This window comes from Pseudomonas sp. JUb42, assembly GCF_024807945.1.
Taxonomy (GTDB): Bacteria; Pseudomonadota; Gammaproteobacteria; order Pseudomonadales; family Pseudomonadaceae; genus Aquipseudomonas.
Map to the genome: position 1 here is coordinate 144,906 of NZ_JANUFD010000007.1, position 12,121 is coordinate 157,026.

At 60.8% G+C, this 12,121-nt stretch carries 11 protein-coding genes; 7 read left to right on the forward strand and 4 right to left on the reverse strand.

Annotation, left to right across the window (positions count from 1 at the left end):
• The first annotated feature begins 14 nt into the window (after window positions 1-14).
• From potA to M2401_RS15555, 3 genes are read left to right on the forward strand one after another with little or no spacing between them, the layout of a single operon-like run.
• Entirely contained in the window at window positions 15-1,157 is a 1,143-nt protein-coding gene (gene potA, locus M2401_RS15545) for a polyamine ABC transporter ATP-binding protein (protein ID WP_259104175.1), read from the forward strand.
• Complete coding sequence (locus M2401_RS15550) at window positions 1,154-2,074, forward strand: ABC transporter permease subunit (RefSeq protein ID WP_259104177.1); 921 nt, start codon at window positions 1,154-1,156, stop codon at window positions 2,072-2,074. The genes potA and M2401_RS15550 overlap by 4 nt, the downstream gene beginning before the upstream one ends.
• Window positions 2,071-2,955 (forward strand): ABC transporter permease subunit, encoded by an 885-nt coding sequence (locus M2401_RS15555; protein ID WP_259104179.1) that lies wholly within the window; start codon window positions 2,071-2,073, stop codon window positions 2,953-2,955. Before M2401_RS15550 ends, M2401_RS15555 begins: the two co-directional genes overlap by 4 nt.
• Before the next feature lie 128 nt (window positions 2,956-3,083).
• Here M2401_RS15555 and M2401_RS15560 read toward each other — a convergent pair whose 3' ends face one another.
• Window positions 3,084-5,474 carry a penicillin acylase family protein gene (locus M2401_RS15560; protein ID WP_259104181.1) on the reverse strand — a complete coding sequence of 797 codons (2,391 nt, stop codon included), beginning with the start codon at window positions 5,472-5,474 and terminating at the stop codon, window positions 3,084-3,086.
• Between the two features lie 100 nt (window positions 5,475-5,574).
• Between M2401_RS15560 and M2401_RS15565 the strand changes: the two genes are divergently transcribed.
• Complete coding sequence (locus M2401_RS15565) at window positions 5,575-6,516, forward strand: ParB/Srx family N-terminal domain-containing protein (protein WP_259104183.1); 942 nt, start codon at window positions 5,575-5,577, stop codon at window positions 6,514-6,516.
• A 103-nt stretch (window positions 6,517-6,619) separates the two neighbouring features.
• On the opposite strand, the gene M2401_RS15570 is transcribed toward M2401_RS15565, so the two are convergent.
• Window positions 6,620-7,189: a DUF6436 domain-containing protein gene (locus M2401_RS15570; protein ID WP_259104185.1), complete on the reverse strand. Its 570-nt coding sequence runs from the start codon at window positions 7,187-7,189 to the stop codon at window positions 6,620-6,622.
• A gap of 91 nt (window positions 7,190-7,280) precedes the next feature.
• Between M2401_RS15570 and M2401_RS15575 the strand changes: the two genes are divergently transcribed.
• Window positions 7,281-8,222 carry an alpha/beta hydrolase gene (locus tag M2401_RS15575; RefSeq protein ID WP_259104186.1) on the forward strand — a complete coding sequence of 314 codons (942 nt, stop codon included), beginning with the start codon at window positions 7,281-7,283 and terminating at the stop codon, window positions 8,220-8,222.
• 168 nt (window positions 8,223-8,390) lie between these two features.
• Here M2401_RS15575 and M2401_RS15580 read toward each other — a convergent pair whose 3' ends face one another.
• Window positions 8,391-9,128 (reverse strand): DUF2059 domain-containing protein, encoded by a 738-nt coding sequence (locus tag M2401_RS15580; protein WP_259104187.1) that lies wholly within the window; start codon window positions 9,126-9,128, stop codon window positions 8,391-8,393.
• A 143-nt stretch (window positions 9,129-9,271) separates the two neighbouring features.
• On the opposite strand from M2401_RS15580, the gene M2401_RS15585 reads away from it, so the two are divergent.
• Together M2401_RS15585 and M2401_RS15590 are read left to right on the forward strand one after the other, a co-directional pair.
• A complete protein-coding gene (locus M2401_RS15585) occupies window positions 9,272-9,904 on the forward strand; it encodes a 2OG-Fe(II) oxygenase (RefSeq protein ID WP_259104477.1) in 633 nt (210 codons plus the stop codon).
• A gap of 320 nt (window positions 9,905-10,224) precedes the next feature.
• Window positions 10,225-10,662 carry a DUF4399 domain-containing protein gene (locus M2401_RS15590; protein WP_259104188.1) on the forward strand — a complete coding sequence of 146 codons (438 nt, stop codon included), beginning with the start codon at window positions 10,225-10,227 and terminating at the stop codon, window positions 10,660-10,662.
• 214 nt (window positions 10,663-10,876) lie between these two features.
• Here M2401_RS15590 and serA read toward each other — a convergent pair whose 3' ends face one another.
• Window positions 10,877-12,106, reverse strand: a complete 1,230-nt coding sequence (gene serA, locus M2401_RS15595) for a phosphoglycerate dehydrogenase (RefSeq protein WP_259104189.1) — start codon at window positions 12,104-12,106, stop codon at window positions 10,877-10,879.
• Window positions 12,107-12,121 lie beyond the last annotated feature (15 nt).

The following is a 12,121-nucleotide window of genomic DNA, read 5'->3' on the forward strand; positions in this document are numbered from 1 at the left end:
TGGGAGTTTCACCCATGGCAGTTGCCTCCGGCGCCTATAAGAAATCCCTCGATGGCGGTCAGCAACCCAAGCAGGTGCTGGTCAAGATCGATCGGGTCACGAAGAAGTTCGATGAGACGATTGCCGTGGACGATGTGTCCCTGCAAATCAACAAAGGCGAGATTTTTGCCCTGCTCGGCGGTTCGGGCTCGGGCAAGTCGACCCTGCTGCGCATGCTCGCCGGGTTCGAGCGGCCGACCGAAGGCCGGATTTTCCTCGATGGCGTGGACATCACCGATATGCCGCCCTACGAGCGGCCGATCAACATGATGTTCCAGTCCTACGCGCTGTTCCCGCACATGACCGTGGCTGACAACATCGCCTTCGGCCTCAAGCAGGACCGCTTGCCCAAGGCCGAGATTGACGCCCGGGTCATGGAAATGCTCAAGCTGGTGCAGATGACCCAGTACGCCAAGCGCAAGCCGCACCAGTTGTCCGGTGGCCAGCGTCAGCGTGTGGCACTGGCGCGCTCGCTGGCGAAGAAACCCAAGCTACTGTTGCTCGACGAGCCCATGGGCGCCCTCGACAAGAAGCTGCGTTCGCAGATGCAGCTGGAACTGGTGGAGATCATCGAGCGCGTCGGCGTGACCTGCGTGATGGTGACCCACGACCAGGAAGAGGCCATGACCATGGCCGAGCGTATCGCCATCATGCACCTGGGCTGGATTGCCCAGATCGGCAGCCCGATCGATATCTACGAAACCCCGACCAGCCGCCTGGTCTGTGAATTCATCGGTAACGTCAACCTGTTCGAAGGCGAAGTGATCGAGGACATGGAAGGCCATGCGCTGATTCGCAGCCCTGAGTTGGAGCGCAATATCTATGTCGGCCACGGCGTCACGACGTCGGTGGAAGACAAGCGCATCACCTACGCCTTGCGTCCGGAAAAACTGCTGGTCACCACCGAGCAGCCGACCTTCGAACACAACTGGTCCCGGGGCAAGGTCCACGATATTGCCTATCTGGGCGGTCACTCGGTGTTCTACGTCGAGTTGCCATGCGGCAAGCTGGTGCAGTCGTTCGTCGCTAACACCGAACGCCAGGGCGCGCGGCCGACCTGGGGCGATGAAGTCTACGTGTGGTGGGAAGACGACAGCGGCGTGGTCCTGCGCTCATGAAAGTGCGCAAGCTCAAGCGAGCGCTCGACCGTATAACCCCCGGTGGCCGGCAACTGGTGATCGGCGCGCCGTTTCTCTGGCTGTTCCTGTTCTTTGCCTTGCCGTTCCTGATCGTCATCAAGATCAGCTTCGCCGAAGCCGACGTGGCGATCCCGCCCTACACGGAGATCTTCACCTACGCCGAGCAGAAATTGCAGTTGGTCTTCAATTTTGCCAACTACGCCCTGCTCACCGGCGATGACCTGTATATCTCGGCGTACTTCGGTTCATTGAAGATGGCCTTCTTCAGCACGCTGCTGTGCCTGTTGATCGGTTATCCCATGGCCTATGGCATCTCCATGGCGCGCAAGGAAACCCAGACCGTACTGTTGCTGCTGATCATGATGCCGACCTGGACGGCGATCCTGATCCGCGTCTACGCCTGGATGGGCATCCTCAGCAATAACGGCCTGCTCAACAGCTTCCTGATGTGGCTGGGGCTGATCAACGAGCCGTTGCAGATCCTCAACACCAACCTGGCGGTGTACATAGGCGTGGTCTATTCGTACCTGCCGTTCATGATCCTGCCGCTGTTCGCCAACCTCGCCAAGCATGACCAGAGCCTGCTGGAGGCCGCATCAGACCTGGGCTCCAGCACCTTCAACAGCTTCTGGAAAATCACCGTGCCGCTGTCCAAGAACGGCATCATCGCCGGCTGCATGCTGGTATTTATCCCGGTGGTGGGCGAGTTCGTCATTCCTGAGCTGCTTGGCGGCCCGGAAACCCTGATGATCGGCCGCGTACTCTGGCAAGAGTTCTTCAACAACCGTGACTGGCCGGTGGCGTCTGCCCTGGCGGTGGTGATGCTGTTGATCCTGATCGTGCCGATCATCCTGTTCAACCGCAGTCAGGCCAAAGAGCTGGAGGGCAAGGCATGAGCCGCTTTCGATTCTCGAACATCATGCTGGTGCTGGGCCTGGTGTTTATCTATGCGCCCATGGTCATCCTGGTGATCTACTCGTTCAACGCCTCGAAGCTGGTGACCGTCTGGGGCGGCTGGTCGATCAAATGGTATGTAGGCCTGCTGGATAACACCCAGTTGATGGGCTCGGTCATGCGCTCCCTGGAAATCGCCTGCTACACGGCGGTGGCTGCGGTTGCCCTGGGCACCATGGCGGCTTTCGTACTGACGCGGATTACCCGCTTCAGTGGTCGCACTTTCTTTGGTGGCTTGGTCACGGCGCCGCTGGTGATGCCGGAAGTGATTACCGGTCTGTCGCTGTTGCTGTTGTTCGTGGCCATGGCGCAGATGATCGGCTGGCCCCAGGAGCGTGGCATCGTCACCATCTGGATCGCCCACACCACCTTCTGCTCGGCGTATGTCGCGGTGGTGGTGTCGGCGCGCCTGCGTGAGCTGGACATGTCCATCGAAGAAGCAGCCATGGACCTGGGCGCACGGCCGTGGAAAGTGTTCTTCCTGATCACCATCCCGATGATCGCACCATCCCTGGCGGCGGGGGCGATGATGTCGTTTGCCCTGTCTCTGGATGACCTGGTGCTGGCCAGCTTCGTCTCCGGGCCTGGCTCGACGACTTTGCCGATGGAAGTGTTTTCGGCGGTGCGCCTGGGCGTGAAGCCGGAGATCAACGCCGTGGCCAGCCTGATTCTGCTGGCGGTGTCGCTTGCGACTTTCCTGGTCTGGTTCTTCAGCCGCCGCGCCGAAGAGCGTCGTCGCAAGGCGATTCAGCTGGCTATCGAAGAGAGTGCGGCCGATTCCTGGAAACAACCGGATAGCCGCAGGGCGCCTGCACCGTTGTAGGGTTTGTTTCTGACACCGCGCTAACCTGTGGGAGCCGCCTTGGTGGCGATCGAGTGCGCAGCGCTCGCAATGGCATCAGTGACTGATCTGACGCCATCGCCAGCAAGCCGGCTCCCACAGAGTTGGTCTCAAGGCTGGACCGGCACCAACCGCAACACGCCCTCGGTATGCGCCGCCACATCCGCCTCACTGAAATGCTGCTCGAAATAGCCGCCATGGATATAGGTGGCGGCCTGGTCGGCGTAGTGTTTGTCGAACACCACGCCGCTTTGCCCGACCGGGTTGATGCCCAGGCTATGGGCCGGGTCGGCGAAATCGATCAGGCGCCGGGTCGAGGGGCCATAGCTCACTGACCAGGGTGCAGGGCCGATGCGGGCGGACTGGTTATTGGGCACTTCATGGGTCCCTGGCGCGGCAAACGGCCCGACGTTGAACAAACTGTCCAGCGGCTTTTGCACGCCCAACGGATGGGCGTGGGTCAGGGTATGGGCCTTGCCCCAGCGCCACTCTTCAGGGTTATTGCCGTACAGCGACCGCAGGTGCTCGACAGCGGAGTGCCAGGCCATCTTGACGATATCGTTGCGGTTTTCCGGTGCAGGCGAATGGCGGTTGTTCCACCAGGGGGAATTGGCGTCGGCCACCACTTGCGGCAAGGCGTCGTCGATCACCCGGGTGGACAGCAGGGTGTCGAAGAAGGCATCGCCCAGATCATCGTGGAAGATTTTTTCGGTCAGTTCATAGAGAAACTGATTGAACAGCGTTGCCCCCACCGAATCGATCGGATAATCCCCCGGCCAGGCCGCCAGTTGCTCGACCAGGGCTTTCTCGTCGGCATCCCGGGCGACCTGACGCAGAATCGGGATCAACGGCTTGAGGATGCGTGCTGCATAGTCAGTCTTGGTGCCCAGTTGCAGTTGCTGGCTGGCGGGAATGTCCCAGCGCACATGGTCATCGCTGAGCTGGCGGTTTAACTGACGACCACGGTCTGCCGGGTTGTAGTAGCCGGGGATTGGCCTGCCGCTTGGTGAGACCGGCTGGGTATTGGCCGACAGCACATAGCCCCGCGCCGGATTCTCTTCATGGGGGTTGTCGCTGAACGGGTAGAAACCGCTCTTGTCGGCCTGGGCTGTGCTGCCATCGAGGATATAGCCAGGGTCTACGCCCTCCGGACGCACGGGCAGTTTCGCCGCCGCCCACCAACCGATATCACCCTGGGCATTGGCCCAGACGATATTCAGGCCGGGCGCCTGGATCTTTTCGGCGGCGCTGCGCATCTTGTCCAGGGTGTCGGCGCGGTTGGCCTCGTAGAAGCCCTGCAGGATCGGGTTGTCGGTTTCCAGGAACGCCCACCACATGGCGATGGGCGCGGTGCCTGCGGTGCTGCCGACCACATCATTGACGATTGGTCCGTGGGGCGACTGGCGCAGGGTCAGCGTGACCGGCGCGGCGCCCTTGACCGCGATCTGCTGCTGGCTGCTGGTCATATCGACCCAGGCGCCGTGATACCAGACCTGATTGGGATTGTCGGGGTTGGTCTTCTCGGCAATCAGGTCCAGATCGTCGTTCTGGAACATGGTCAGGCTCCAGCCGAAATCCAGGTTATGGCCGAGCAGGGCGAAGGGGTTGAGCGCCTGGAAGTGTCCGTACAGCTCAAAGTCGGGCGCGGACAGTTGCGCTTCGTACCAGACGGCCGGTGTCGAGAAGCGAATATGCGGGTCCCCGGCCAGCAAGGGCTTGCCGCTGCGGGTACGGCTGCCGGAAATGGCCCAGGCGTTGCTGCCTTCGAACTGCGGCAGCCCGGCTTGCTCCAGTGCCTGATTGCTCAGGCGGGCGAGGTCGTTGAGGCTTTTCCAGTCGGTCGCTGACAATGCCGGGGCCGCAGCCAGTGAGCCCTGAGGCTGCCAAGGCATGTCGAACGCTTTCAGGTAGTCCGCGCCGAGCTGGTCGCGAACGTAGGTCAGCAGCGGCTCGGTACGAAATGCCGCCGCGAAGCTGTAAGCCAGGTAGCCGCCGATGCTCAGGGTGTCTTCAGCAGTGAACGGCCGTTTGGGGATGCCCAGCAGGTCGAACTCCACCGGCCTGGCGTGAGTGTCCTGAAACTGGTTGATGCCATCCAGATAGGCTTGCAGGGCCAGCCAGGTCGGGCTTTGTTTGTCCAGTCGGGCGACGTAGGCGTCGGCATGTTCGCGGATGCGCAGGCTGCGAAACAGTTTGTCGGTGTCCACCACCTTTGGTCCCAGCACCTCGGCCAGTTCGCCCCGGGCCAGGCGACGCAGCATTTCCATCTGGAACAGCCGGTCCTGGGCGTGGACATAACCCAGGGCGCGATACAGGTCGACCTGATTCTCGGCACGGATATGCGGCACGCCGCGTTCGTCATAGCGCACGGTGACCGGCGCCTGCAGATGCGCTAACGTCATTTGCCCGTCACGTTGCGGCTGTTTGCTGTGCACGTACCAGCCACCTGCGGCGAGCGCGATGACAACAAGGGCGGCGAGGGTGAGCAGACTGCGTTTCATCCAGCGTCTCTGTCAGTGATTCGAGCAAGCTGTGCAGGCTACACCACCCGCGTGTGCATTTCGATTAAGCTCCACGCACTTCAATCCAAGAGTCTTCACGATGCGAATTACTTCCTGGTCGCTGGCGTTGTTACTCAGCCTGGGCACCACTCAGGCTTTTGCTCTGGCTAAAACCGAAGTGGGCAGTGTGGTCGAGGTCAGTCTCGAGCAATTGCATCCCACTCAAACCGTGGTCGGTTATGACCAGATCTATTTCAACCTCGGCCGCTTCGCCAAGCACCGCGGCAAGCTGTTCAACGAGTACTGCCAGAGTAACGGTCAGGGCGATGCCCACTACGTGCCCAAGAGCGCTGATCTGCTGCACCCTGGCAGTTTTGAGTGTGAAACCAGGGTCGGCACCCATCCCAAGGAAATGAAAACCGTGGTGATCGGGCCGGGCGGGCAGATGTACCTGACCGACGGCCATCACACCTTCACCACGTTCTGGGAGCAGCCGGGAGCGGGCGCGCAGCTGAAAATGTGGGTTCGGGTCACTGCGGACTATAGCGACAGCCCGGACATGGCGACTTTCTGGCAGCGCATGCAGAAGGCCCATAAGGTCTGGCTCAAGGACGGCAACGGCCAGATCATCAAGCCCGAGCAACTGCCCGAGCATCTGGGCCTGAAGAACCTGCAGAACGACCCGTTCCGCAGCCTGGTCTACTTCGTCCGGGGCGCGGCTTATGGGCGGCCAAGCACCAAGGGGGCGCCGCCGGAGTTTCTGGAGTTCTACTGGGGCGACTGGTTGCGGCCGCAGGTCAATCTGTCCCGCTACGACCTGGGCAAACGCGCTGACTACCATCGCGCGCTGACCAAAGTCGGCAAGCTCATGACCAGCCTGCGCGCCAGCGCCAAGGTCGGCAAAAGCGGCCTGACCGTGCTGCAACTGGGCGGGCAGGGACTGCTGGATACCGAAGTGCTCGACGAAACCGTCGCGACCAAACTGCCGGTGATGCTGGAGTACAAGGCGCATTTACGCAGTGAGGCTGCCGTAACGCCATAGCCGTTCGTTGGAGCGAGGCTTGCCCGCGAATGCCACAATGCGGTTTGTCTGATACACCGCGTTGGCTGGTTCGCGTGCAAGCCTCGCTCCAACGCTAATTTCTTTACCTGGCTGATAGCCACGGGCAATAACACCCCACCGCCATGCTATGGGTCGCATCAACCGCCCGACCCGCGCTCAACGCCTGGAGGATCGGCTCGATAAAGCTGTTGCCCGAGTTGCAGGTCAGCCCCTCGCTGTACGGCCCGAAATAGGCGAGCTTGCCGTCGCGGTCCCAGATCGCCACTGCGGGGCTGGCGCTGATGTGTTCGGCGCCGGGCAGGCTATCGAGGATCTGCAGGCGCTTCAGGTTCTGCGGCAACTGTCCGTGACTGCCGGTTTTCTGCAGGGCATAGAAGTCCACGCTGTCGCCGAAGCGTTCGAGCAGCTCGCCCAAGTGCTGCTGGTTGGCGACGTTGCACGGGCAGGCCGGGTCCCAGAAATGCACCAGACGAATTCGCCCCGGCCCGGCCAATGCCGCAGGCAGGCTCAGGCCGTCACCGGCAAACAGTGCCGTTTGCTCGCTGAAAACGCGCAGGTAACGGCCCTGAAACCAGTCATAGGCCAGCCACAGGCCACCGGCAAAAATCGCCGCCAGCAGGCTTAGCGCTATAGTTCGTCGGGTGATGTTCATGTCAGACGCTTCTGATTATTGGGGCGTGGCTTGCCATGCCCGGTGAGACAGCTGAATATCGCCACACGGCCCGCCTGAATCTGGAAATCCCATGCCTACGACATTCGCCCCCGAAACCTTGCGCCCGCGCCTGCAAGCGCTGGACACTCGGCAACTGATACCTGCCGAAGGGCTGTCGTACCAGCGTTTCTATGGTTTGTCCTTTGCCAACAGCGGATTGCTCAGTCGCAGTTGGCTCGGGCGTTTCGAGGCGGCGGGCTATGACATCGTCGGGCAGGTCTGGTTGCCGGAGCAACCCAAGGCAACGTTGTTCCTGATGCATGGTTTCTACGATCACATGGGGCTTTATCGGCATGTGGTCGAATGGGCTGTGACCCAGGGGTTTGCGGTGATTTCCTGCGATCTGCCGGGGCATGGCCTGTCCAGTGGCAGTCGCGCCAGCATCAACGACTTCGCCGAGTATCAGTTGGTGCTGCAAGGTCTGTTCGCCGAGGCCGAGACGCTGCAACTGCCCAAACCGTGGCATCTGTGTGGGCAAAGCACGGGCGGTGCCATCGTCATTGATCATCTGCTCAACCATGGCAACGACAGCCCGGCCCAGGGCCAGGCGATCCTGTTGGCGCCGCTGGTCCGGCCACGCGCCTGGGGTTGGTCAAAGCTCAGCTATTACCTGCTCAAGCCCTTCGTCAAGGACATCGCCCGGCGCTTCAGCGACAATTCCAATGCCCCGGCCTTCCTGCCATTTCTGCTTGCTGACCCACTGCAACCGCAACGCCTGCCCACGGCCTGGGTCGGCGCCCTGGCACGCTGGATCAGCCGCATCGAAAGCGCCCCGCGCAGTACTCGCAGCCCGATGATTATCCAGGGTGAAGCGGACATGACCGTTGACTGGAGTCATAACCTGGCGGTGCTTAACGAGAAATTCACTCAGCCGCAGATTCTCATGCTGCATACCGCAAGGCATCACCTGGCCAACGAACTGCCGGAATTGCGTGAGCGTTACTTCGAGTTTGTGCAGCAGCGGATGGGTTGAATCACCCCCATCAAACAACGCACAACCTGCTGAAACAACAGAGCACTGTGGGAATTGTGGGAGCGAATTTATTCGCGAAGAGGCTAGTACATCCAATGCATTTGCATCATTTGGGATACCGCTTTCGCGAATGAATTCGCTCCCACAACGGTTCCCAGAGGATTTGGGCTACTGATTCTGCCCCACCGCCAACCCTGCCCGAATCGCCGCCAGCGCCGCCTGATAGTAGGCCTTGCCGTCAGGTGATTCAGCGAAGTTGGAGAACTCCTCCAGCTCCGGGTCGGACAGATCGCGGTAGACGTACAGCAAGGTGTTGTTGAGGTCGGCCCCGATCTGCGCCATCAGGCGTTCGCGCTGGCCTTCAAGCATACCCTGGGCCTGGCCGCCGCCGAGCAGGCCGGGGATCATCTGGCTGAGGCTGTCGGCAGCGACACCGGCAATCGCCAGGCTCACTTCGGCGCCGGCCTCACGCGCAGGCAGGGCCTGGGCCAGGTGGCCGATCAGCAGTTGCCGGGTCGAGCCCGCTTCGATATGGGGCAAGCCCTGGGCGTTCTTGGCCAACTGATCGGCGCGGGTTGCGGTCAGTTCGGCAGTGACGATCTTGCGCCCCAGTGGCGACTGAAAGAATTGCAGGGCCGGTTTCGGGTCGCGCAGGCTTTCACGCAGGCGCTGTTCGGCGCGCTGGTCCATGGTCTGGGGGGCGAAACGCTGGTTGCTGTTATTAACCAGGGCGTCGAACACGGCGGGCGGCAGGCTGTTGCGGTAGCGCAACTGGGCCGCCTTGAGCGCATCGTTGAAGTGTGCGCGCTGTTCTGGCCAGCCGGCGGCCTTGTACAACTGGTCGTGGCTGTCTGCCCACGCGGGCATGGTGCAGAACATCAACAGCAAAACAAACAAACGGCGCATGAAGGACTCCTGTCGGCAGGCCGCTATTCTCCGGGTGGTAGCGGGGGCTTGTCGAGTTATGACTGCCCTGAATCAATGAAAACTCAAGGTTTAAATCCAGAGGCGAACAACGGCTCTGTCGGATTTCAAGGCACATGGATACTATGCGCGACATGCAAATCTCCCCTGATCATCCGCTGCTGCTACGAATCGTTGACGACATAGCCACACGCGGCTGGTCGCAGCAGAATATTTTCCTGCCCGAGCGTCTGACCCGCGAACTGGCCGCTGAGTGCCGCAAACGTGCGGCCGAAGGCGAGCTGACGCCTGCCGGGGTAGGTCGTGGCCCTGGGCAAGAGGTGCACGAAGGGATTCGTGGCGATCATATCCAGTGGCTCGAGCCCGGCCAGGCCGAACCCTGCGATGCCTACCTGAATCTGATGGACAGCCTGCGTCAGGCGCTCAATCGCGGCCTGTTTCTGGGGCTGGAAGAGTTCGAAAGCCATTTCGCCCTGTATCCGCCGGGCGCGTTCTATCTCAAGCACCTGGACCGCTTCCGCGACGACGATGCGCGCACGGTGTCGGCAGTGCTCTACCTCAATGATGCCTGGCTGCCCGAGCATGGCGGGCAGTTGCGCATGTACCTCGAGGGTGAAACGAGCTACGACGTGCAGCCTACGGGTGGTTGCCTGGTGGTGTTTCTCTCCGGGGACATGCCCCACGAGGTGTTGCCTGCGACGCGTGAGCGGCTGTCGTTGACCGGCTGGTTTCGGCGGCGCAGTGGCGAGTTGTTCTAAGATACGGAGTCGCGCGTGATTTCTGAGTACAGCGCCAGCGCAAGCGAGTTGTGGGAGCGAATTCATTCGCGAAGAGGCCAGAATATCCAATGCATTTGTATCGTTTGGAATACCGCTTTCGCGAATGAATTCGCTCCCACAAACTTCACCCCCTTAATTCCGCTTACCGAATCCGCCTCACACATGAAATCTTCTACACAAAGGTCTCTCATCCGGAAAAAGTGATATTGCATGGGCCTGACCTACGCTTAGGACTGCCTTGAACCCAAGTGTCCAGTCCGCAGTCAGACGTGCATGTCATAACAATCACTGGAGAGACCATGAAGACCTTATTTGCCAAAACCACTATCGCTGGCCTGCTGCTGGGCGCGTCCTTGCTGGCCCAGGCCGCCGACATCCCGCGCACGCCTTCGCCAGCCGGTGCCGAGGTCTACATTATTTCCCCGAAAGACGGCGCCACTGTGCCGGGCACGTTCAAGGTGCAATTCGGTCTCAAGGGCATGGGCGTCGCCCCCGCCGGTGTTGATGTGCCGGACACCGCGCACCACCATCTGATGGTTGACCTCAAGGAGCAGCCTGACCTGAATGCCCCGCTGCCCAACAACGACACCATCCGCCACTTCGGCAAGGGTCAGACCGAGACCGAAATCACCCTCAGCCCGGGCAAGCACACCCTGCAGCTGATCATGGGCGACAAGAGCCATATCCCGCTCAATCCTTCGGTTGAGTCGAAGAAGATCACGGTTAACGTCAAGTAAGGATCTTTGGTACTGCTCCAATTTGTAGGACCGGCTTGCTGGTGTGGGAGCCGCCTTGGTGGCGATCGAGTGCGAAGCGCTCGCAGCAGCGGCTGTGATAGATCCGCCGCCATCGCCAGCAAGCCGGCTCCCACGATGGAAAGCATTCCAGTCCAGATAGCGCACCCACAAAAAAGGAGACCCGAAGGTCTCCTTTTTATTTGCAGCAGGGCAATCAGAACAGAACGCGGCTACGGATCGTGCCTTTGATGTGCTGCAGCTTTTCCTGAGCGAGGTCCGAGTACTCGGCATCGACGTCGATGACCACGTAGCCGACTTTCTCGTTGGTCTGCAGGAACTGACCGGAAATGTTGATGCCGTTTTCGGCGAAGACCTTGTTGATCTCCATCAGCACGCCCGGAATGTTCTCGTGGATGTGCAGCAGACGGTGCTTGCCAGGGTGAGCCGGCAAGGCCACTTCAGGGAAGTTGACCGAGGACACCGAGGTACCGTTGTCGCTGTACTTGACCAGCTTCTCGGCGACTTCCAGACCGATGTTGGCTTGCGCCTCGGCAGTGGAACCACCGATGTGCGGGGTCAGGATCACGTTGTCCAGGCCGCGCAGCGGGCTTTCGAAGATGTCGTCGTTGGAGCGCGGTTCGACCGGGAACACGTCGATGGCGGCGCCGATCAGGTGTTTGTCCTTGATCGCGTCAGCCAGTGCATTCAGTTCCACGACTGTACCGCGGGCGGCGTTGATCAGGATGGCGCCCTTTTTCATGGCGCGGATTTCTTTCTCGCCGATCATCCACTGGGTGGACGGCAGCTCAGGCACATGTAGAGAGACGATGTCGGCCAGGCCCAGCAGTTCGTTCAGACTGGCGACCTGGGTCGCGTTGCCCAATGGCAGCTTGGTCAGCGGATCGAAGAAGAACACTTGCATGCCCAGGCTTTCGGCCAGGACCGACAGTTGAGTACCGATCGAGCCGTAGCCGATGATGCCCAGTTTCTTGCCGCGAATCTCGAAGGAGTTCGCCGCGCTCTTGATCCAGCCGCCACGGTGGCAGGAGGCGTTTTTCTCAGGGATGCCGCGCAGCAGCAGGATCGCCTCGGCCAGAACCAGTTCGGCAACCGAACGGGTGTTGGAGTAAGGGGCGTTGAATACGGCGATACCGCGTTCGCGCGCTGCGTTCAGGTCAACCTGATTGGTGCCGATGCAGAAGCAGCCGACCGCGACCAGTTTCTTCGCGGAGTCGAACAGCTCTTCGGTCAATTGGGTGCGGGAGCGGATGCCGATGAAATGAGCGTCGGCGATCTTTTCCTTCAGCTCGGCTTCCGGCAGAGACTTGGTGTGGTACTCAATGCTGGTGTAACCGGCGGCCTTGAGGACGTCAACGGCGGATTGGTGGACGCCTTCGAGAAGAAGGAACTTGATCTTGCTCTTGTCGAGGGAAGTCTTGCTCATCTGCGTAAACCTGTG